Annotated in this window: 20 protein-coding genes; 7 read left to right on the forward strand and 13 right to left on the reverse strand. The window is 42.0% G+C overall.

The features are described from left to right. Positions 1-52: 52 nt before the first annotated feature. The 5 genes from ACDJ58_RS16625 to ACDJ58_RS16645 form a co-directional block, all read right to left on the reverse strand. A complete protein-coding gene (locus tag ACDJ58_RS16625; RefSeq protein ID WP_413371988.1) occupies positions 53-1,000 on the reverse strand; it encodes an ABC transporter substrate-binding protein in 948 nt (315 codons plus the stop codon). 32 nt (positions 1,001-1,032) lie between these two features. Next, on the reverse strand, positions 1,033-2,334 hold the full coding sequence (locus ACDJ58_RS16630; RefSeq protein ID WP_413371989.1) for an NtaA/DmoA family FMN-dependent monooxygenase: 1,302 nt from the start codon (positions 2,332-2,334) through the stop codon (positions 1,033-1,035). Between the two features lie 330 nt (positions 2,335-2,664). Next, entirely contained in the window at positions 2,665-3,636 is a 972-nt protein-coding gene (locus ACDJ58_RS16635) for an alpha/beta hydrolase (RefSeq protein ID WP_413371991.1), read from the reverse strand. A 237-nt stretch (positions 3,637-3,873) separates the two neighbouring features. Next, positions 3,874-4,140, reverse strand: a complete 267-nt coding sequence (locus ACDJ58_RS16640; RefSeq protein WP_413371992.1) for a CD3324 family protein — start codon at positions 4,138-4,140, stop codon at positions 3,874-3,876. 235 nt (positions 4,141-4,375) lie between these two features. After that, the gene (locus ACDJ58_RS16645) at positions 4,376-4,762 is read right to left on the reverse strand and encodes a DUF3888 domain-containing protein (RefSeq protein ID WP_413371993.1); all 387 of its coding nucleotides are present in this window, start codon (positions 4,760-4,762) and stop codon (positions 4,376-4,378) included. Positions 4,763-4,897: 135 nt separating this feature from the next. On the opposite strand from ACDJ58_RS16645, the gene ACDJ58_RS16650 reads away from it, so the two are divergent. Further along, positions 4,898-6,001 (forward strand): helix-turn-helix domain-containing protein, encoded by a 1,104-nt coding sequence (locus ACDJ58_RS16650; protein ID WP_413371994.1) that lies wholly within the window; start codon positions 4,898-4,900, stop codon positions 5,999-6,001. Between the two features lie 24 nt (positions 6,002-6,025). Next, positions 6,026-6,976: an alpha/beta hydrolase family protein gene (locus tag ACDJ58_RS16655; protein WP_413371995.1), complete on the forward strand. Its 951-nt coding sequence runs from the start codon at positions 6,026-6,028 to the stop codon at positions 6,974-6,976. On the opposite strand, the gene ACDJ58_RS16660 is transcribed toward ACDJ58_RS16655, so the two are convergent. Next, positions 6,966-7,847 carry a phosphotransferase family protein gene (locus ACDJ58_RS16660; protein WP_413371997.1) on the reverse strand — a complete coding sequence of 294 codons (882 nt, stop codon included), beginning with the start codon at positions 7,845-7,847 and terminating at the stop codon, positions 6,966-6,968. The two genes, ACDJ58_RS16655 and ACDJ58_RS16660, sit on opposite strands and share 11 nt — an antisense overlap. Before the next feature lie 274 nt (positions 7,848-8,121). Here ACDJ58_RS16660 and ACDJ58_RS16665 point away from each other — a divergent pair, with 274 nt between their 5' ends. Next, positions 8,122-8,523, forward strand: coding sequence for a TetR-like C-terminal domain-containing protein (locus ACDJ58_RS16665; RefSeq protein WP_413371998.1), 402 nt, complete (start codon positions 8,122-8,124; stop codon positions 8,521-8,523). 123 nt (positions 8,524-8,646) lie between these two features. Here the strand turns inward: ACDJ58_RS16665 and ACDJ58_RS16670 are convergent, their stop codons facing one another. Next, the gene (locus ACDJ58_RS16670) at positions 8,647-9,519 is read right to left on the reverse strand and encodes a LysR family transcriptional regulator (protein WP_063562717.1); all 873 of its coding nucleotides are present in this window, start codon (positions 9,517-9,519) and stop codon (positions 8,647-8,649) included. Positions 9,520-9,630: 111 nt separating this feature from the next. Here ACDJ58_RS16670 and dapA point away from each other — a divergent pair, with 111 nt between their 5' ends. Next, positions 9,631-10,527, forward strand: coding sequence for a 4-hydroxy-tetrahydrodipicolinate synthase (dapA, locus tag ACDJ58_RS16675; protein ID WP_413372000.1), 897 nt, complete (start codon positions 9,631-9,633; stop codon positions 10,525-10,527). A 196-nt stretch (positions 10,528-10,723) separates the two neighbouring features. Here the strand turns inward: dapA and eis are convergent, their stop codons facing one another. The 5 genes from eis to ACDJ58_RS16700 form a co-directional block, all read right to left on the reverse strand. Beyond that, positions 10,724-11,938, reverse strand: coding sequence for an enhanced intracellular survival protein Eis (eis, locus tag ACDJ58_RS16680; protein ID WP_413372001.1), 1,215 nt, complete (start codon positions 11,936-11,938; stop codon positions 10,724-10,726). 234 nt (positions 11,939-12,172) lie between these two features. Continuing rightward, on the reverse strand, positions 12,173-12,448 hold the full coding sequence (locus ACDJ58_RS16685) for a barstar family protein (RefSeq protein ID WP_413372002.1): 276 nt from the start codon (positions 12,446-12,448) through the stop codon (positions 12,173-12,175). Between the two features lie 15 nt (positions 12,449-12,463). Next, the gene (locus tag ACDJ58_RS16690; RefSeq protein ID WP_413372003.1) at positions 12,464-12,901 is read right to left on the reverse strand and encodes a ribonuclease; all 438 of its coding nucleotides are present in this window, start codon (positions 12,899-12,901) and stop codon (positions 12,464-12,466) included. Between the two features lie 162 nt (positions 12,902-13,063). Next, positions 13,064-15,643: a glycosyl hydrolase gene (locus ACDJ58_RS16695; protein WP_413379703.1), complete on the reverse strand. Its 2,580-nt coding sequence runs from the start codon at positions 15,641-15,643 to the stop codon at positions 13,064-13,066. A gap of 178 nt (positions 15,644-15,821) precedes the next feature. After that, a complete protein-coding gene (locus ACDJ58_RS16700; protein ID WP_063562730.1) occupies positions 15,822-16,559 on the reverse strand; it encodes an SDR family NAD(P)-dependent oxidoreductase in 738 nt (245 codons plus the stop codon). A 177-nt stretch (positions 16,560-16,736) separates the two neighbouring features. Between ACDJ58_RS16700 and ACDJ58_RS16705 the strand changes: the two genes are divergently transcribed. Next, positions 16,737-17,348, forward strand: a complete 612-nt coding sequence (locus ACDJ58_RS16705; RefSeq protein WP_413372005.1) for a TetR/AcrR family transcriptional regulator — start codon at positions 16,737-16,739, stop codon at positions 17,346-17,348. A gap of 139 nt (positions 17,349-17,487) precedes the next feature. Here the strand turns inward: ACDJ58_RS16705 and ACDJ58_RS16710 are convergent, their stop codons facing one another. Further along, positions 17,488-17,616, reverse strand: coding sequence for a DUF6254 family protein (locus ACDJ58_RS16710; RefSeq protein ID WP_240343196.1), 129 nt, complete (start codon positions 17,614-17,616; stop codon positions 17,488-17,490). Positions 17,617-18,063: 447 nt separating this feature from the next. Here ACDJ58_RS16710 and ACDJ58_RS16715 point away from each other — a divergent pair, with 447 nt between their 5' ends. Next, positions 18,064-18,684, forward strand: a complete 621-nt coding sequence (locus ACDJ58_RS16715) for a TetR/AcrR family transcriptional regulator (protein ID WP_413372006.1) — start codon at positions 18,064-18,066, stop codon at positions 18,682-18,684. A 47-nt stretch (positions 18,685-18,731) separates the two neighbouring features. Next, complete coding sequence (locus ACDJ58_RS16720) at positions 18,732-21,032, forward strand: MMPL family transporter (RefSeq protein ID WP_413372008.1); 2,301 nt, start codon at positions 18,732-18,734, stop codon at positions 21,030-21,032. The last annotated feature ends 11 nt before the right edge of the window (positions 21,033-21,043 follow it).

A 21,043-nucleotide genomic window follows, 5' to 3' on the forward strand; every position in this document is an offset into this window, starting at 1 on the left:
ATTAAAAAATCCGATTGCGCTCAGTATCAGCAATCGGATTTTTGTATAACAATTATTGTTCAGCCATTTTCAGAAAATACGCTGAGGCCAAACGGACAGCCAGGACACTCGCACTATTGAGGGAATTATCAAATATAAGAACATGGTTGTTTTTTACTGCTTCCAGTGAGTTCCATACCTTCGAAGATTCCTTTTCCTTCACGGCTGCCTTTGCAACGTCAATATCATGCTGGATAATAATATAATCGGGATTCATGTCGTATAGCCCCTCCAGCGTGAGCGCCTCGCCACCCTCAGGATATCCCTTCGGTGCCAACAATCCAAAGCCTGCAGTTTGATTGTAGTACATTGTATTTTTAGATCCTTGGGCATTAAAATTGGCTTTTCCATCAACCCGCAACAAGGCAAAGGTCTTATCCTCAAGAGTACCTAACTGTTCTTTCGTTTGTGCTATCATTTCTTGGGTTTCCTTAATCAATTGTTCTGCAAGCTCTTCTTTTCCAACAACCTCAGCGAGAAGCATCGTTGTGTTTTCCCAGGTATCGGTGTAGTCGATCAAAATAACTGGAGCAATCTTGTTCAACTCATCATAAATGGTATCCACAGACCCCTTAAAGGTTACAATCACATCAGGCTGGGCCTCAATAATCTTTTCCAAATTCGCTGAGTCGCTACCCAAATCAATAATATCAGCAGACTCGGCGTAAGGCTGTAAAGTAGCAAACTTCTCCATAGCTTCCGCCGCGCTTATTGATGCGATTGGAGGAGTATCCAGAGCAAAAAAGTAATCTAAGTACAATGGATGCAGCACCGCTATACGCTCTGGCCGTTTCTCAAGCACCACCTCATTATCGCTGGCATCCTTAATGGTTCTTAGCCATGCTTCACCCTCGATCTTGCTGGCCTCAGGAGTAACTGCAACGGGCTTTTCGGAGCATCCAGCCAGTATCCCCCCTGCAAGTATAATTACAGATAAAATCAATCCAGTTAGTCTTTTCATATGTCCTCCCCAATTACTGTGTATACAATGTTTTATGAATTCCCTAAATGATCGCGCAAGGTTTCCCCGGTATATTCACTTCTGAATAGTCCTCTTTCAACCAACTTCGGAATCAGCTTTTCAAAAAATATTTCCATCGATTTTTCTGAACCGCCTGGCAGGGCGATGAATCCATCAATAGCACCAGCCTCAACCCGCTCAATAATATCATTCATTACGGTCTCGACTGTTCCCACAGATACCCAATGGGCAGATCCGACAACCTCTGGCCGATTCAGAATATCTTTCACTGTAGGCTGGTATTTTGTAATATATCGGCGCAACAGTTCAGCATGTGTGCGGCTGCGAACAGCATGATCAGGATCAGGCAGCATATCCTCGGTTACGCGTTGATCCAAGGGGAAACTGCTTAAATCAAGCCCCATCAACGATTGCAAAGAGGTATGTCTGCGCTCAAGACTTAAATGGGCATGAGCAGCCTTATGTAATTCAAGCGCTTCTTCGTGCGTATCAGCCAGGAAAAAATATAAACCCGGCAAAACTTTAATCGTGTCGCGCCCATGTTCTGCAGCTCTTTCTCTCAAATCACTTCGTAATTCCACACCCGATTCAAGATCCGGCATCGCTGCAAAAATAGCATCCGCTACGGAAGAGGCAAAGTTCCGTCCAATATCCGAAGCACCGGCTTGAAACAGAGGAATGCTTCCCGATGGATGAGAAGGTAAAGTAAGTGGCCCTTTTACATTGAAAAATTCACCGGAATGATGAATAGCAGTCACTTTTTCCTTATCAGAAAACATGCCTGACTCACGATCAATAACAATAGCCTCATTCGGAAAACTATCCCAAAGCTTGCATACCACATCCGTAAATTCGATTGCCTTCGCATACCGTTCTTCCGGTGATGGCATTGGTGAATTCCCGAAATTATCGGCGCCTTCAATAGAAGTGACAATATTCCATCCGGCACGTCCATTGCTTAGCCAGTTCAAGGATTGTAGCTGCCGGGCAACAACATAAGGCGGATTAAACGTGGTGGAAATGGTCGTAACGAGTCCGATCCGATTGGTTTCACGAGCTATTGCTGCAAAAAACAAAGTAGGATCCGGGCTGCCGAAACTAGAAGAATCGCCTAACATCTGCGGGCTAATATACAGATAATCAGCTCTGAAAAGAAAATCCAGCTTAGAGTTCTCCGCCATTTTTGCCCAATGAATATAATAGTCAATGTTTCCTGTCTGCTCCACTCCGCTATCCGGGTGCCGCCAACCGTCACCTTTATTCCATGTTGCATTTAAGGACAATCCAATACATAGTTGTCTGTTTGAAGTCATTTCTACCAACCTTTCTTAGTTCTTATCATTGTTTTGCTCCTAGAAAGCCCTCCCGCTCAAAATCGAGTCACTTTCAATAATAATGATTCTCATTATCAAAACAAAGTTTAGCAAGGATTCAAGCAAATTTAAATACACAAGTTACAAATTCGATATGCACAATTATCTAAACTATGATTGTACGGTAAAAAGTCTGGTTCTTGCCCCACGACAAAACAAAAAAAGCCGCATCAATGCGACTTTTTTCTTTCAACACTCTAACATGTGTCATTTGTACTGCTTCCACCCTATTGTCTCGGTTCCAATTCGACCTCTAAATTAGTCTTATAATCAAAGTAACTCCAGAGCTTTCAACAAGGCATACTCACTAGAGGTGGCACCTATTTGAGAAAAATGTGCATTCGGAAACATTGGAGCCAAATGATGATATCCAGGAAGTACTTGCAATTCGATCAAAACACCGTCAAAGGCAAGTTGTTTGGCAAATAATAAGGTTTCATCTATGAACAGATCAATGCTGCCTATGCTCATATAAGTGGGTGGTAAACCGGCAAGAGATTTTGCACGCGCTGGCACGTAATATTCACTTGTTTCCTCTTGTCCGGGTTCGTGACCTAAGACAGATTTCCAGCCGAAATAATTGCTTTTTTTGGTCCAAACAAACTCGCCGGCATATGGATGATCTGGCAAAATACTCGTACGGTCATCGAGCATGGGGCTGCGCAGTCTTAGATGATGGATGTCGAATTCCTTCTGGTCGCGAATGTACAGGGCTAACCCCGCCGCTAATCCACTACCGGCGCTGCTGCCTGCAAGAGCGACTTTCTCGGTATCTATCCCTAATTCCTCGGCATGCTCGATGCACCATTTCAGGCCGGAATAACAATCCTGCAATTGACTTGGCTGAATATGTTCTGGTGCTAGCCGATAGTAAACAGATACACAGCAAAAACCATGTTGCGCAGCCAGTGCCGCATTGCCTTGGCGTTCACCGACTGGACTGCCCATAACCATTCCCCCACCGTGAATCGAATAATATAACGGCAACTTACTGTTCTTTGGTTGGCGGGGTTTAATAATTTCGATACGAATATCAGGACCACCAAAATAACTTGGCACCGCCCTTTCTTCGAATGTGACTGGAAACAGCTGCGTTACATCGATTTGCTGCATCATTTTTGTTTGACTTTTCCGTGCTTCCATTAGTGTGGCAGCGGAAAGATCGGTGGCTGGTATTAAATCAATCGCACTTATTATCTCCTGATCGATCAGATGTCTGCTTCTGCTTTTTGGTTCATTCATATTTACCGTTTCCTCGCTCTCTTAATTATGTCCAATGAAGTGCTGCTCTCTCCAATGGTCCAGTATTCCCGATTTGAATCCAGATCAAAAGTTACATTTTCTCTCACTGTATCGACTCCTCTTCTGCCTAATTCTATTGTAAAGAGTGCAATAAGCTATTTAAATGAAAACAATAAGTTAGAATCGTTTTTGACATAAAAAACACTGATGAATTTCTTCATCAGTGCCGTGTACTACTTATTTTTTGGAATAAACAATTTTCTTAATGGTTTCGATAGAGAGAAAGTAGTCCTTAGCAAGCTGCTCAACGCTGCTATTACTCTTAAAGGCTTGTCTAATAGTGGCATTTCGGTGATCTAACCATTGCCTTCCGCCACTCAAACTTCCCCAATGATTATATTCCTTTTCCTGTTTCGGAATGTAAATCGTCTCTCCCTGGACATACTCTTGAATCATTATAATTAACTTTTCGGGCAATATTTTTTTAGCGTTTGTATATTTCACTTTGCTTCACTCCTTATTTTTGAAAATAAGGTGCAAAGCCAAAATATTAGAAAAGCTTATTTAGCGTTAGAAAAGATTTAGCCCCATGCAAAGTAACGCTTCTCCAATACTGGCTTTGCACAAGTGAAGCAAGTCACAGACAATCTTAACAGATTCTCCATCAGTAAAGCACCTCCCTTTTACGTTGCCAGTATAGCATATTTCTAATTACTTCGGACCATCTCATGAACAATAGTTAGTCGCTCCTATGGATATATTTGATTAACTTAACCTTACGTGTATCGATGTCGAATGTAATAAACTCCTTCGCATTTGGAGGATTGTGTGGACCATAGTAGGTGCTGACTTCTACAACTATTCGAAAGGCATAAGACCCAGGCGATTTCCTTTGTAGTTCTAGAACCTTCATATCATATAAACCATAACTTGGCTGCGGCTTCTGAATTTTTTGATAATACTGAGTAATCGCCAGCTGTATGGACGGATTAAGTAACGTTAAAGATAAAGGTTTAAACTCCTCCTTATTCACTGTGTTAGGCTCTGCATAGGCTAGACCGCTTAGATTTAGCATTAGAATACAAAAAATAGTACAACTAACAAAGATGTTCAATACTCTCCTCATTTGTTCTGCTCCTTAGCGAGATTTTACCCTTACCTATCAAGTTTCCCAATAGTTGATTTTTTTAACATAAGTCAACGATAAGTCGCTTGGGAGTTGATTTTATAAACCGTATAATCATAAGCAGAGGTGACGTTGATGAACGAAATTAATCTTGCATCGGTCCTTGTTGCAAAACGCAGAAAAAAAGGATTAACCCAGGACGCGATTGCTGCATTTATCGGTGTTTCCAAAGCGTCAGTTTCCAAGTGGGAAACGGGGCAAAGCTATCCCGACATCACATTTCTGCCGCGGCTTGCGGCCTATTTTAACATCAGCATTGATGAGTTGATGGGTTATTCCCCGCAAATGGAGCACTCGGACATCGCAAAACTTTACACCCGACTGGCCAATGATTTTGCTGCCCTTCCTTTTGATGAGGTAATCGCTGAATGTACGGCGATCATCAAAAAATATTACGCCTGCTTTCCACTTTTATTGCAAATGGTCAGGCTGTACACCAATCACTTCACGCTGGCGAGAACACAAGAGCAAAAAGAGACTCTTCTTAACGAAACCGTAACGCTGTGTGAGCGGATTCAGGGCGAAAGTGGCGATATGCAGCTTTCCAACGATGCGATTTTGTATCAGTCGGTTTGTTGTCTGGCACTAAGGGACCCGCAGCGGGTCTTAGATTTACTTGGGGAGACCGTCCGGCCCATGATGCCAAAGGGCGTATTAATTTCACAGGCATATCAGCTTATGGGCAACATCGACAAAGCCAAAGAAACCTTGCAGGCTGAACTGTATCAGCACGTAATGGCAGTCTTTCAAGGGTTGCTGAACGTCCTGCAATTAAATATTGAACATATCGAAAAAGCCGAAGAAGCCTTTCTGAGAGCGTTCGATTTTGCACGGATTTTTGATATGAAACGGCTGAATCCAAACAATGTCGTTCTGCTTTACGCACTAGGCGCTCATCTATATTGCGTGAACAAATCCCCTGAGAAATCGATTGAATTTCTTGAAAAATATGTGGATACCTGCGTGGAAGGATTCTTTCCTTTTGAGCTTCGTGGAGATTCCTTTTTTGACCTGATTGATCCGTGGCTGAAAGATTTCGACGTCTCCGCCCCACGCAGCGAGCAGGTTATAAAGAATAGCATGATGAGGGATGTTCTGATGAATCCAGCGTTCAATTCGTTACGTGAAGTACCCGAATATCAACGACTAGTTCAAAAAATGAATAGGTTTATAGAATAAACATGCTGATCGGAGGTTATGGGAATGAACGAAAAACTAATCATTGGCAAAGGAACGAAATATCCTCTTAATGGAATTTTGTCACTGCCGGAGGATTGCTCATCAAAAGTTCCGGCAGTAGTACTAGTACATGGCTCTGGCCCTGCGGATATGGATGAAAAGGTGGGAAATAACTTCCCTTTTAAAGACCTTGCAGAAGAGTTGTCCGACAAAGGAATTGCCGTGCTGCGATATGACAAAAGAACACTCGTCTATGGAAAAGAAATGAAAAACGATACCGGCTTATCCGTTAAAGAAGAAACGATTGAAGATGCTATCCTCGCAGCAGATTTATTACGCAAAGACCCACGTATTGATACAAACCAAATATTTATTATAGGTCATAGTTTAGGAGGGATGTTAGCTCCACGTATTGATGCAGAAGGTGGGCATTTTGCTGGTATCATTATTATGGGTGGGTCCCCACGGAAGTTAGAAGAGATTTTGATGGATCAAAACAACGATGTTTTAGACTCATTAAATATGTTTTTGAAAATGATTGCGAAGAAACAAATAGCAGCATTATCATCCAAATTTGATAAAATTTATAAGTTAAGTGATGCAGAAGCAAAATCAACTGTGATTTTGGGTAAATATTCTAGAGCCTTCTACTTCAAAGAGATGGGAGAACATCCATCCATTAGTTACCTTAACGTATTAGATAAACCCGTACTCATTTTGCAAGGAGATCAAGATTTCCATGTATCCGTAGACAAAGATTTTAAGGTTTACAAAGACTTATTGGGTGAAAAGCCAAATGTAACGTTTAAACTTTATCCCAACTTAAATCATTTATTTATGCCAGCTGTTTATGGAGAGATATTAAAAATGAAAAAAGAGTACAAAGTTGCACAACATGTAGATAAGAACGTGATCAATGACATTTCCGAATGGATTCATTCTGTTTGGAAAAATCCATTAGTAATCAGTAACTGACTGATTTCTTCAAAACTTCTATACTTTCCTGAAGGAAAGATTGATTTCTTTCAACTCCTCTGTTTTTACACCAAACAACGGCACTGAAAGCATCATAGAAATTATAAAACGGCAATACGATTTCGAGATTTAACATGGTCCGAATGGTTTGATAACCTTCGAAGTACGGGGACTTCGTTCTCGGGTTCACTTCCCAAATATATCTATTGATTTTAGTAAAGTCTATTTCAGAGGAGCCACCCCGGGCACTCTCAAAATCAATAATGCCAGTAACCTTGTTACCATTCACCAATATATTGCCAGGTCGAAAATCCATATGTACAAAACAGGGTCCGTCAGGATCAGGTAAAGCAGAGAACACACCATCAAAATGAAGAATACATCGTTCATACAATGCTGGTTCGAGGAGCTCTTTGCAGGGCTCTTTCCACTTTTCAAAATTGTTTTTGATATGTAGTCTCCAATTATTCTGGTCAAGAATATTAAACCCATCGGTTGAATGGTAACCGTATCCTGGAGTTTTTACCTCATGGAGCATCGCATGATACACACCCATTTGAAAAGATAGCTTTTCATCCATATTTTCTGTACAAGGCACCCCTTGAATTGCGGAGAGAAGCAATGCTCCAGTATTACTATCATCCCCATACCAAATGTCCAATACCTTAGGAACAGGTATGACGTCCTTCAATATTTCAAGCATCTGAAATTCGCGAAACAGCTTATCCTTGTTAAATGGAATCTTTACATATACGTCTTCTCCACTAACAAGAGTAAGTTTATATACATCAGAACTAAATGATTCCGGAACATTTTCAATATTCAAGACATTCAACTTCAGCTTTTCTATAACGTTTAGAATTGAACTCATGTGGCGCCTCCTTTATTTGCGTTCTAATATAAATCAGCAAGCCCGTTTGATGTGGCTCGCTGATTTTAGGGGCTCTTATATTAACATATTTATCCTGTAGTTGGCTAATGAGATAACTGCAACATTATAGATGTATGATTTTTAAAGCGTAGCGTTGTAGAAAGCACCCAATTTCTCAACAGCTTTTTTAACCATGCTGGTTGAAGTTGGATTTGATGAAATCTCGGTTAAATAAATTACAGAAAAAGCTGATATAAGCAGAAAGACATTTTATTTGCACTATGTAGATAAATATGACCTGCTGGATGAAATTGTTAATGAGCAGTTAGAAGAATTAGAAGAAATTTGTGAGCAAAAAAAGGAAAAAGGCTTTGTGGAAGGAACCGTAATTTGGTTCCAATATTTTGAGAAACATAAAGTGTTTTTCTCGGCCTTATTTACAAGTAGAAGTACCGTATCCTTCAGGGAACGACTGCTGGATTTTATGATGAATCAACTAAGTTATAAAATCGATAAGAGTGATTCTGAAAATGATGACGAAATCCTTCTGAAATTTTTAGGCATGGCCGTATTAGGGATTATGGAGTCATTTGTATTGGATCAATTAAATGGCACTACTGAACAAGTCGCCACACAAGTCGGTGGACTACTAACGCGGACTATTTCGATTAAATGAGCTTGTCCCATTAAAACAAAAAAGCCGCTATACGCGGCTTTTCACCATATTAAATTAGCTCCAGTATGAATAATCAGAATTTAAAAGAAAGTTTAAATCAACGGCTAAACAACCTTCATTTCTTTACTTTTTCAAGCTTTCCATAAAATCGTGCAGTGCGTTGGATACCCACTTCTTCGGATGAAGAACGAGCTGAATCTCGAGTTGAAGCTCTGCATGTTCAAGGGGTAAGGCTTTCAGCTCCCCCCGCTCGATTTCTTCCATTACAGCCATTTGCGGCAGAATCGAAATACCCTCCCCTGACTTAATACTTCTTTTGATCGCTTCCGGATTGCCAAGTTCCAGACCGATCCGATAAGGGATTGAATTTGCGCGAAGCACTCTTTCAAGCAGCTGCCTGTAATTGCAGGTATCCTCAGGCATAATCCATTCCATATCCTTTAGATCATTCAATTCAATCTGCGTTTTAGCGATCAGCGGATGCTGCGGATGGACGATCAGCAAAAGCGGTTCTTGGCGAATGGTAATCCACTGCAAAGCCGGATCGCTCGAATCATCTGCGAGAATAAGTCCGATATCGGCTTCACCTTCCCTGACCTGATGCAAAATTAACCCCTCACGGTTCGTATGCAGTCGTATGTTCAGATCCGGGTATTCCTTACGGGTGGCTTGCATATATGGAGGTAAAAAGTAAGAAGCGATAGAATCCATCGTACCGATCGTTAAGGAGCCACCGCCCTGCTTCGCCATTTTTTCCTTGGACTGCTCAAACAATTCCAACATCTGTCCAGCAAGCTTGAACAGCTCCTCCCCGGCAGAAGTCAGACGAATCTTGTTATTGCTGTAGCGTTCAAACAGTTTGACTTGATATGCTTTTTCCAGCTTCTGAATTTGCGTAGTAACACTGGATTGTGCATAACCCAGCACCTCTGCAGCTCTGGTGAAGCTCTCACGAATTGCAACTTCCCTGAACGTCTGAAGATAGATTAAATCCAACTTGCTCACCTCATCGAAAATATTGATGACAACTATCATTTGTTATAGGTAACTGTGATGCTGGTTCCTATGTTACATTAGTTTCAATATAACGGGAAGAGGTAGTTGATTATGATGAATGAACAACATGTTCAAGGAATTTATATACCGGTAATTGCCCCTTTTTCGGATGACAACAAGCTCGACATTGAATCGTATCGCAAATATGTTACCCATCTTGCCAAACATGACATTCAGGGATTGGTCGTAAACGGTACGACAGGAGAATCTCCGACTGTCTCCTGGGATGAAGTAAAGCAGATGGTGGAAGTAACGAAAGAAATTTTGATAAGTCTGAACAAAACCATCCCCCTCGTCGTGGGAACAGGAACAAATGATACCTATTCGACGGTTCATCGGACTGAAATGGCCGCTGAATTAGGAGCAGATGCTGCCCTGGTGGTCACTCCTTATTACAATAGACCGACGCAAGAAGGAATTCTAGAGCATTTCTCCAACGCGTCCAGGACAGGATTGCCGATTCTAGTCTATGAGATTCCGGCTCGAACCGGTAGTCGCATGACCTTGGATACGATGAGAAAAGTCATGGATCTGGATGGGGTTATTGGCCTGAAGGACAGCACTGGCGGTTTGGATCTGCTGCTGGCTCTAACCCAATATGAGACAAAGCCTGTACTTTGCGGCGAGGATGCGTATTTCCATGCGATGCTGTGTCAAGGTGCCGCAGGCGGGATGGTGGCCTCTGCCAATATTCATACCCAACGGTATGTGGACGTGTATCAACGCTTTACATCTGGTGACGTGAATGCGTCAAGAGACAGCTTTAAGCAACTGCAGCCGCTGATTAGTGACGTGTTTGCAGAACCTGCTCCAGCCTCGATCAAATGGTGGCTTGCTCAGCAACAGCTGATCGCCACTGCAAAACTGCGTCTGCCGCTGACTGCCGCATCGGAAAAAGCAAAACAAAGGTTGTCGGATACACTCGCAGAGATGGTCGTACCTTCTTAAACATGCGCATATCTTGCTACGATTTATGAATACATCCAGTCTGATAAATTGAGACATCATAGATTGGAAATAAAAAAACAACCAGTATTGATTCATCAATACTGGTTGTTTTAACTTTAAGCACAGATCTCCAGATGGAGAACTAGATATTGCAATTTCACTATTCATCAGGGAATGCTGATCACTACTTTGATTATTAAAAGTAATCCGAAAAGTAAGGCGCCTGCTGCTCAATAGCATCTTCTAACAAATCAAGCGTTTCTGGATCACATTTAATACGGCCAATCTTATGCAAATACTCAGGACGCTTATAGCCTAACAACATCGTCGTCATGGTTTGGATACTTATGCTATCTTCACTACGTCGACTTTGACTACGAGTCACTCTTCCGCTTCCATTCGGTTCAATTTGTAGAGTAAATGTGCCTTGATTCCATGACAGCAACGGGTCTTGCAAAGTAAAGGTCCACTCTCTATCCATCGCTGCGGGTTTGAACGGATATTTTGAGATGAATTGCTCAATGTCCACGATCCGTGCCATAAAGTAAGGCGAAATGGTTTCCTTAATATCAGCATCTTCCAGCAAAAAGGCAAGCTGTTCATCGGTATGAATATTGCCTACCACTTTGGATATCATTGAAAAATGCGCACTAATGAAATTCCACAGTCCACTTCGTGCCTCCTCGTGAATGAAGATCATATCTTTGACGTGAAACACTTCTTCTTCAATCCAATATAAAATGTAGCCATCCGGTTGTCCGTCTTCACCATAATAGACAGCTGCAGTTAAATCATCTGAATCCCACCGCCAGTACTCACTCCACGCAAGTTCTTTCCGCAGCATGGCTCCATGGGTTTGCATTGAAAAGCGTTCATAAGCCACCTTCACATCTTCGCTTTCGGGTTCTACACGTGCCACATCACCAGGAACGGGTTTGTTTTTGGGTAATTGGAAGTCTTGAACCTCAAACACGATTTTATCAGAAATGATCTCCCACCCTTTACGGCGATAATACGGTATGGAGTAAGGATACAAGTACGAAATGGATTGTTTCTTTTCACGCATATTGGTGAGAGCTTGCAACAGCAGTTTATTCATTAAGCCTTGACCGGAATATTCAGGGAAAGTACCCACACCAGTGACGCCACCCATAGCGTATGTTTGGTTAAATATCCGAACCTCAAATGGATATATCGATACCTGAGAAATCAGTTTTTCTCCATCGAACCATCCAAGTACATCTGCTTGTTGTAAGACAGGTGACTTTTCATGGAGAATTTCGCTTTCTTTCCAACCATGTTTGTGAAGATCATTATGAGTGACCTGAAATACATAGCGTAACAGTTGACTATATTGTTCTAAATGTGATAAATCCACCTTTTTCATCTTTAAATTTTGCTTACGATGCATGCCAGTTATTCTCCCTTTGTTTTAAATTATATTATTTACCAATTGCTTCAGAATAATGCTGAAAGTGACCTATATTAGGTTCGTTCTTTTGCAAGTCCTTCTGTAAAAGCATTTTTTAAACAAATAAAAAAAACCATTTAACTCTTAAAAGTTAAATGGTTTTAAAAATATGGATTTTCAAATTCAATCACGTCTTTGTTGTTTTACGGACCATGATGCAATTGAAAAATTGGTTCAATTTCTTGATTCAAATGTAAATCCTTCCAACTCTTTTTCAGCTTCATGCATCAGATCCAACAAATGATCTGCGTACTCTCCAAGGGACATCCTGGTTGCATCAAAATCAGTCCACTGAATGGTAAGTGGCATGGCGATCAATCCAGTTAAGCAATCCCATAATGCATCCAAATTTCGACCATAAGTTTGACCTAGTTCAAGACTGGTCTGAAGGACGTCATGTAATTCTTCTTTTCCATGAATGTCCTTTCCATTGATGACAACTGTCTTCATATGATCACCCTTTCCTTATTCGATTTGCTCAAACGTACGGTAATGATCGGTTGTTTTATAGATTAATCCATCATTGGAGTATAAAATCCGATCACTCCCCCGCGTTCCTCCCGAATAGTTAATGTCTACTTCGTACCAAGTTCTTCCTTTTTTCTTGGGCAATAGCCCTTCTCGATTTTGAAATACGTCACCGCCAATGCTTTTGCCTGGTGCCACTTTTTCCAAATTACCTTTGCTAGGCTCCCATCCTAATTCTCTAGCCTCTTTCTTGGTTATATAATTTTCCGGAAGTTCATTATGCTCCGAAATATACTTGGCCACTTCATCAAATTGCGTGAGAGCTGCACTCTCTTGAGATGAACCATTTAATGAAACCGTTTCGAGTGAGCAGCCTGTAAACAGGAGGGTCGCCAGAATAAAAAGTAAAGCACCTAACCATTTTTTTACAACCATTGATTTTGATCTCCTTCTGAAAAATTAGCATCCTCCCCATCATAACATGTTCCTTTTGTATACTCCTCCTTATATTCTTTTCTCGCGGCTTTCCAACATCCCCAAAATAAAGAGGCTGGAGCAGAGGATACTCCCGCTCCAACCTTTATTATTCTTGCCTGCTTACGGCTCAATCCCCCACACCAGTTGTCCGTTGATATACCCAGTAACCTGTTCATGGTTTGCGAACTGGGTACTCGATGCCTTAAACGAGTAATCGTTAGCCTGGTTGTAATTGGACCAGTTATTTTTGGAGAAACGTGCTTGAATTTCTGCGCTTTGTCCGGCATTAAGCGTTCCGGCAGAACTCGTAAAACCAACTTCCAAATAATAATCCGCTCCGGCAACTGGCGTTGCCAATTTAACGAATTTGCTGGTTACATTTGCACTCCCGATACTGGCCCAGTCAGACCAGAAACTCTGCGCTTCCTCCCCGTCAATCGTATAGTAATAACGGAGTTTTACATCACTCAACTGAATCGCCGAATTACCGGTATTGACCACTTTGAATTTAGGTGAGATTCCGTTGGTGGACGCACTTGTATTGCCGTTAAAGGCTTGGATCGTCAAATCCCCAGAGGGTACAGAAACACTGCTGTCCACTACGTTTACTGTAAGAACCGCGTTATTCCCTCCGTTAAAATGAAAGGTTATCGTATTCTGACTTAGCGGTAGCGTTGAAAGGTAGGATTTGCGCAGAACGATTGCAGTGCTTGATGCCGTATAATCCTGGCCCGATACAAGTGTATAATTTCCATTCGTTATGCTTGTAAGCTGTTTTCCGTTTAAGGTAAGGGACAAGGAAACATCCTGCGCCAGATTCGCTGCTTTATCAAATGCTGCATTCACGGGCGAAATTACAGCGCTTGTGCTTGGCGTTGAATCAACAATTTTAACTTTTAATACAGGATCTTGCCCTTGATTAAAATCAAAAACGATGGAATGTTCGCCAACCGGCAGCGATGTCAGGAATTCTTTTTTCAGCAGCAACGTACTTCCGCTTAACGTATAATCCTGATTTGCTGTCAATAGAGTGGTACCTACCCGGAGAGCGGTTAACGTATTACTGTTAAAATTCACGGTTATGGCTTTGTCGCTTGGATTGGGCGTGTGTTTGTCAAATTCAACGGTTGTAGGTGTGAGGGACGCGTTTGGTGTTGGATTGTTAGCCTTCAAATTAGGCAGTTCATCCAGCGTAATGACATAATCACTTTGATAAAGCGTTTTCAGAGTTGCCGGATAATTAAAGGCTGAACTCATGAGATGCTCTCCATACCACGGGCAGAAGTAGAGCCATCCCGATTTTTCCTCTGTCAGATTCTGTACACTTGGAACGGTGTCGTTCTCTGTCATGGCCACCATTTTCTTGCCGTCCGTTAAATCAACCAGTTGATAGAAGATCGAGGTAATGGCATCCTCATTCGGTACGCCGGACAAACCGTCATTGCGGTTGTAGATCGTATTGTATTTATCATAACCGACAATATCTACCTGATCGTCGCCAGGGTACCATGCAGGAGAAGTGTTATATACGTAGCTGTTGTAAGTCCAAATCAAGTTGTGCAAACCGTATGTCTCTGTAAGTTCAGTGTAGAGCATATCCCACAGTTGTTTGTACACATCCGCACCTGCAGAAGCCCACCAGAACCAGGCGCCTTCCCCATTCAACCCACCGTTGCCCTCCGCCTCATGATAAGGACGGAAAAGAACGGGCACATTGTTATCTTGAAGAATCAACAGTTGTTCCGCCAGATCATCAATCGTACTCATTACGTATTGATATTCTTTCGTACCAGGAATTACGGCGTTGGCTGTATTAAAATTAGTTTCTGTTGGTTTATAAGTAGCCTCTTTCCAATCCACATGATCCCCAAGCTGGTAGGTTGTGAAATTTCGGGGCACATTGATATGCCAGGAAGCTGTCGCAATTCCATCCCGGTTATTCACCCAATCGATCATTCGATCGGTTGTACCGTCTTCCCATCCGTAGAGCGGATTATAGTTCATAAAATCAAATCCGCGGATAGCTGGATACTTCCCGGTTAAATTATGAATCCAATCAAATTCCAGCTCCGTATTGCCATCGTTTCCACCACCGTAAATCTCTTGTTGGCCAGAGATAATATGATTGCCATAAACCTCCGTTAAATAATTCATCAGAAGTTGACTTTCCGGTGTGGCTTGGGAATCAGTAAGGACAGGCTGAACATCCAGGGGATCAAGATTGGCATAGTCCACAGTGAAGGTGTCGAAATAAGCGAATCCCCAACCAGCCTTCAATTGAATCGTGTTACTTCCCTGATTCAGCTTCTGAAAACCAAAATTGAAATCAGACCATGTTGTTGTGTATGGCAGCATATACGAGCCCTTGGTAACACCATTAACGGATAGATATTGAAGTCTGCCATCAGCACTTAGCTCCTGCATGTATCGGGTGGAGATTGCATACATGCCCGTTTCCGGGACAGTCACAGTGAAGGTTATCGTGCCAGAATTCTGCATCCAGACAAATCCACTTCCAGAAAATCCAGGCTTGGGTTGTCCGTAAATTTCTGTCGTCACTTGAAGATCGGAGGAAAGTAAAGCGTTTTCGCTTTCGATCGTGAAAAGTGGTGAATCTGCATGAACGGGTACTGTCATCAATCCAAGAAGCAGAGTCAATGCCAGCATTAATACGCCTGTCTTTTTGAGCAAAATCTTCATCATCATCTTCCTTCCCATTTTAAAATATGATAAAGAATAATCCCTCTGTTCACTCATGATGGCGCTTTCATTGTAAACATAGCATATGTATCAATTTTTGCAAATATATGGACAAAAAAAGCCGCAATTTGCGGCTTTCAATATGTTCATCCATTCATTTTCGGAAAATTTAATCCTCTTATTGGGCGGTGTATCCACCATCCACGATTAGACTATTTCCTGTCATATAGGATGAATCGTCGCTAGCTAGGAACAGTACGGCTTTGGCCATTTCATCTGCTTGACCGAGCCGCTTCATTGGTGTTGCCGAAGAAAGAGCCTGCTTGCTCTCTTCTGGAATAATCGGTGTATCGATGAAGCCTGGGCAAAGTGCGTTCACCCGAATATTTTTCTCAGCATACTCCAGCGCGAGTGAACGAGTCAGATTCACAACGCCACCTTTTGCTGCATTGTAGGCTGCAGAACCAGGTGAACCAACCCATCCGTACATGGAAGCCGTGTTGACGATAGTCCCACCGCCAATTTTGAGCATTTCTCGGATCGCTTCACGCGCGACCAAGAATACGCCGTCCAGATCTACATTCACCGTATTGCGCCATTCAGCATATTCAAGCTCATGCGAAGGATGAACACGCCCGATTCCTGCATTGTTAAATACGATATCCACTTTACCGAAAACCTCTACGGTTTTTTTGAAAATCTCAGCAACCTCTTGTTCACTCGTGATGTTCGCTTTAATAAAAAGAGCGTCAGCTTTAAGCGCTTTCAGTTCTTGCTCAAACGCCTTACCTTTTTCTTCATTCAGGTCCACCAAGACCACTTTGGCTCCTTCTGAAACGAATAAGCGTGCTGTCGCTGCGCCGATTCCGGATGCCCCCCCCGTAATAATTGCCACTTTGTCTTGAAGTTTGCCCATGATTAAATCCTCCAGTATACTATTTTGAATAGCACCTATTTGCATATGTGCTATATGACGTTTACAAACATAATTGTATGCTTAAAATTGTAACAATCCAATCATTAAGATACGATGATATGTCTACTACATAGACACTTGGTGAAACAATGTCTATTTTTATAGGAGTTTTTATGTATGAATGATGAACAAATTTTGAAATCTCAACAGCGCAATCGAACAGAAGAGCATCTTAAAAGCGCTCTGATCCAACTCATTAAGAAAAAAGGCTATCATGCCATCTCTGTCAAAGACATCGTTGATCAGGCAGGTTATAATCGCAGTACTTTTTACTTACACTACCAAGATAAATTCGTGCTCGCCGAAGAATTGTTGAATACGAAGCTCGAAGGTCTAAGACTCGCCGTAGGCAAGCCATATTCGCATGGCCAAAAGGTCTACACCAACAAGCTTAATTTTGAATCCTTTCAAATCATCGATTATATCTATGAAAACCGAGACTTCTTCGAACTGATTCGATATGATGACACGTTACCTGGTCTGCATACAGGTTTTCCTCAGACAATCCTGAAAATCTATGAGGAGCAGTTTATCTTCGAGACGATCAACGATTTCCCTGTTAACATGGAGTATTTTAAGTACTATACAGCTTACGGCTTTTTTGGAATTTTGAACAATTGGATATTAAGCGGTTTTCGCGAATCACGCGAGGTGTTTATCAAGAATGTGATCGAACTGTCAAAAACGCATATTCATTCTTTTCATTATGTAGGGAACAAGTTGGATTGATAACACCGATGAACTTTTAAATTTAATGGAATTCGGATAAATTAAAACAAAAATAGCCGCTAAAGTAGCGACTTTATATGGTAATATGTGCGGCAATTGTGGTGACGACTGCCCGCAAATATCACAGGCAGTCATTAATTTAAATCGTAGTATGCTTCTCATCATATTCGCTTGATAATTGTTTAAGCGATTTGATTTTACCATGAGGATGCTGTTCTTGCTTTCGTGACTTCCAAGCAGCTTCCTGCCTTTTCTTCTGGCGAGCCATAAAAGATCCCCTCCTCTGGAAAATTAGAGTTATACCACTTCTTTATGATGTCATTTATGGATTATTTTCATTCAAGGTCAGCAATTGATTTATTGTTAGTTATACCAGTAGATTAGTTGAATTTCATTAGAGACAAAGAAGGGGAATCTTATTCTCCATTCTTTGTCTTTTTTTCTCTTTTGCTTATCGAATTTATTTGGTATTTACTTTCTCAATCTACCATATCAATAAATTTGCCTCTTGAGTAAATTTGCACAATGGGCAAATTAAAGTTATGATAATTTCGAGTAAATGCTTGCTCACAAAGTTAACAATTTTCGTTTTCAATATTATGGAAAAACACTTGTAAGCAGCAGAAAAGGAGTTGAGTGAATACCAAATGAAAACAATCTACTATCGAGAGAGTTATTTTCTCCAGAAGCATGCATGTGGAGGTGTACGCATCTGATGGCCAAGCAGACCCTGCGACATTTAAAAAAAGAAGCCACTGAAAAAGCGCTAGCGAGCGCAGCATTTGAACTTGCACTTGAACATGGTTTAGATGGTTTTGTTGTCGAAGATATCGTGCAAAAAGCCGGTTATTCCAGAAGAACTTTCGCAAACTACTTCACATGCAAGGAAGAAGCAGTAGCAAGGGGAGCCACATCAGTTAATAACACTAGTGAGTTTGAAAATTTGCTCACCAAAATCCCATCAGATGCCTCCTTGCTTGATGTTCTGTATCAACTTATCCAGATGCAACTTACAACAGATCTTATTGGAAGATTGCGTGAACTTCTGTTACTTTCCCAAAAATATCCTGTTCTCGAACCGCATTTCCTTGGAGTAGTACACCAAATGCAGACGACTGCTCAAGAGACCTTATTAGACTTATCAAACGGGAATGATGACGAGGTATATACTTATCTACTTATAAACGCGGCCTACGGAACCATTCTTCCATTAATTGACGGAAGACTTAATGTGCTGTTACCAGGACAAAACATAAGTGACCACCAAAGAACTGGGGCTGTATCGTTCGATGAGTTTTTAGAAAACATGTTTGGTCATTTGCGCAAAGGATTCTAATACAGTAGCAATCCATATTCACCATAGAGGGAGTGTAAAACATAGATATGTCTACATTATTATATAGAGTGGGGAAAACCGCTTTTCGCAAACCGGGGTACTTTATACTCGGATGGATTTTAATTTTAGGAATTGTCGTCTCGATGATCGGTGTGAATGGTGTGCATATCAGTTCCGAAATGAAGATTGAAGGCACAGAATCTCAAAAAGTTCTGGACCAGTTAGCCAAAGAATTACCTGCGGCCTCAGGCGGTCAAGGGAGTGTTGTGTTTGAAGCACCTCCAAACGAGCGTCTAGATACGCCAGAACGATTGGCAGCAATCACAAAGGGTGTTAATGATGTTTACGGGATAAAAGATGTGATTAACCCTGCAGATTATGCTGCTGAAGCCAGCGGCGCAACTGCTGAGATGGCTCAGGCTATCAATACGGAGCAGTCTGCAACAGTGGCTGCTCCCTCCTATGGTCCTCTGATGGTGGATGGTGTTCCAGTATCTGGTGTTCTTCTCTCTCCCGACGGCAGAATTGCTTTGTTCCAATTTCAGTTTACCATTGAGCAGTCTGCTATCACGCAGGATGTTTTTGACTCCGTGATAGATTCCGTCATGACTGTTGAGAAAGGAACCAATATTACTGTCCTACCAGGCGAAACACTAAAAACCGTATCCATCGGTGTAGGATCAGCCGAAATCGTTGGACTTGTCATTGCCGCGCTTGTTTTGCTGGCCACACTTGGATCCGTTGTAGCGGCAGGACTGCCTCTTGTAACTGCACTTCTTGGTGTCGGCATCGGAGTGGGCGGAGCATTTTCCATTTCCAAATTCATTGAAATGCCTAGTGTCACTTCGGTTTTGGCTCTTATGGTTGGACTAGCAGTTGGAATCGATTACGCTCTATTCATTGTAAATCGTCAACGCCGAATGATTATCGATCAACGTCTGAGTGCACAAGAAGCTGCTGCCAGAGCAATTGGTACATCGGGCAGTGCTGTATTTTTTGCAGGTTTGACGGTTATCGTAGCTCTATGCGGTATGTTAGTAATCGGTCTTACGTTCTTATCAACGATGGCGTTGGTAGCTGCTGCAACCGTGCTCATCAACGTATTCGTTGCCTTAACCCTTTTACCGGCGCTGCTCGGGTTGGTGGGTGAGCGTATCTGTTCGCCTAAAGCTCGTGAGAAAAGCGCCAAGTCTAACAAAGCGGGTGGTCGTGGCGTAGCTGACAGATGGGTTAAATTCGTTATCAAATATCGTTGGGCCACAATTGTCGCCATCATCGTACTTCTTGGTGTTGCAGCAATTCCGATTACGAAAATGGAGATGGGCATTCCTGGAGCTGCCTCAGCGAATCTGGACACAACGGCAAGACAAAGTTATGAAGCAATTTCCGAAGGCTTTGGAGAAGGCTTTAACGGACCACTTATTCTGGTCGCTGAGCCCAAGGATTCTTCAACACAGGTCTCTCCAGAACTCTTAGGCAATCTTGTGAAAGAACTTCAAAGTCAAAAGAATGTTGCGCAGGTTTCACCTTTAGGCATGACTGAGGATATGGCTATTTTTAGTCTGATTCCTGAAACTGGCCCTAACGATAAAACCACCAAAAATCTGGTAAATGATTTACGTTCTTCTGAGTCGAGTATTGCACAGACGTATGACGTTAAACTTGGAGTTACCGGATTCACGGCCGTAAATATCGATATGTCGACCAAGCTGGCTGAGGTGTTCCCTATATATGTAGGAATTATTATTCTGTTGTCCCTTATCATTCTACTCTTGGTATTTCGTTCAATCATCGTGCCAATCAAAGCAACCATCGGCTTTCTTCTTAGTATTCTTGCTACGTTCGGAATCACGACAGCTGTGTTTCAGTGGGGCTGGCTCCACTCTCTCTTCGGCTTCGATACAGGTGGTCCGCTGCTAAGCTTTATGCCGATCATTGTCACGGGTATCCTTTATGGACTGGCAATGGATTATCAGGTTTTCCTTGTCAGCTCCATGCGGGAATCGTATGTTCATGGTCATCGGGGGACTGAATCCGTCGTTCACGGGTACAAACAGGTGAGTCGTGTCGTAGTAGGAGCCGCTGTAATTATGGTTTCTGTTTTTGCAGGGTTTATTTTCACGGATGATGTCATGATCAAACAAATTGGTTTTACGTTAGCTGTAGGAATCTTGATCGATGCCTTCATTATTCGAATGGGATTGGTCCCAGCCATCATGGCTATTTTCGGGAATAAAGCGTGGGCGCTTCCGAAATGGCTGGACCGTATTCTGCCGAACCTTGATGTCGAAGGCGAGAAACTGATTGCTTCACTCAATGCTAAAGATAACGAACATCACAAGTCTTGATGTGGCATATT

Source organism: Paenibacillus taichungensis, from assembly GCF_047302525.1.
Lineage (GTDB): Bacteria > Bacillota > Bacilli > Paenibacillales > Paenibacillaceae > Paenibacillus > Paenibacillus taichungensis_B.

What these genes read in the sequence shown, in the direction of transcription:
- ACDJ58_RS16625 (WP_413371988.1), bottom strand. Translation starts at nt 1,000, where the DNA reads ATGAAAAGACTAACTGGATTGATTTTATCTGTAATTATACTTGCAGGG.
- ACDJ58_RS16630 (WP_413371989.1), bottom strand. Translation starts at nt 2,334, where the DNA reads ATGACTTCAAACAGACAACTATGTATTGGATTGTCCTTAAATGCAACA.
- ACDJ58_RS16635 (WP_413371991.1), bottom strand. Translation starts at nt 3,636, where the DNA reads ATGAATGAACCAAAAAGCAGAAGCAGACATCTGATCGATCAGGAGATA.
- ACDJ58_RS16645 (WP_413371993.1), bottom strand. Translation starts at nt 4,762, where the DNA reads ATGAGGAGAGTATTGAACATCTTTGTTAGTTGTACTATTTTTTGTATT.
- ACDJ58_RS16650 (WP_413371994.1), top strand. Translation starts at nt 4,898, where the DNA reads ATGAACGAAATTAATCTTGCATCGGTCCTTGTTGCAAAACGCAGAAAA.
- ACDJ58_RS16655 (WP_413371995.1), top strand. Translation starts at nt 6,026, where the DNA reads ATGAACGAAAAACTAATCATTGGCAAAGGAACGAAATATCCTCTTAAT.
- ACDJ58_RS16660 (WP_413371997.1), bottom strand. Translation starts at nt 7,847, where the DNA reads ATGAGTTCAATTCTAAACGTTATAGAAAAGCTGAAGTTGAATGTCTTG.
- dapA (WP_413372000.1), top strand. Translation starts at nt 9,631, where the DNA reads ATGATGAATGAACAACATGTTCAAGGAATTTATATACCGGTAATTGCC.
- eis (WP_413372001.1), bottom strand. Translation starts at nt 11,938, where the DNA reads ATGCATCGTAAGCAAAATTTAAAGATGAAAAAGGTGGATTTATCACAT.
- ACDJ58_RS16685 (WP_413372002.1), bottom strand. Translation starts at nt 12,448, where the DNA reads ATGAAGACAGTTGTCATCAATGGAAAGGACATTCATGGAAAAGAAGAA.
- ACDJ58_RS16690 (WP_413372003.1), bottom strand. Translation starts at nt 12,901, where the DNA reads ATGGTTGTAAAAAAATGGTTAGGTGCTTTACTTTTTATTCTGGCGACC.
- ACDJ58_RS16695 (WP_413379703.1), bottom strand. Translation starts at nt 15,643, where the DNA reads ATGAAGATTTTGCTCAAAAAGACAGGCGTATTAATGCTGGCATTGACT.
- ACDJ58_RS16700 (WP_063562730.1), bottom strand. Translation starts at nt 16,559, where the DNA reads ATGGGCAAACTTCAAGACAAAGTGGCAATTATTACGGGGGGGGCATCC.
- ACDJ58_RS16705 (WP_413372005.1), top strand. Translation starts at nt 16,737, where the DNA reads ATGAATGATGAACAAATTTTGAAATCTCAACAGCGCAATCGAACAGAA.
- ACDJ58_RS16710 (WP_240343196.1), bottom strand. Translation starts at nt 17,616, where the DNA reads ATGGCTCGCCAGAAGAAAAGGCAGGAAGCTGCTTGGAAGTCACGAAAG.
- ACDJ58_RS16715 (WP_413372006.1), top strand. Translation starts at nt 18,064, where the DNA reads ATGGCCAAGCAGACCCTGCGACATTTAAAAAAAGAAGCCACTGAAAAA.
- ACDJ58_RS16720 (WP_413372008.1), top strand. Translation starts at nt 18,732, where the DNA reads ATGTCTACATTATTATATAGAGTGGGGAAAACCGCTTTTCGCAAACCG.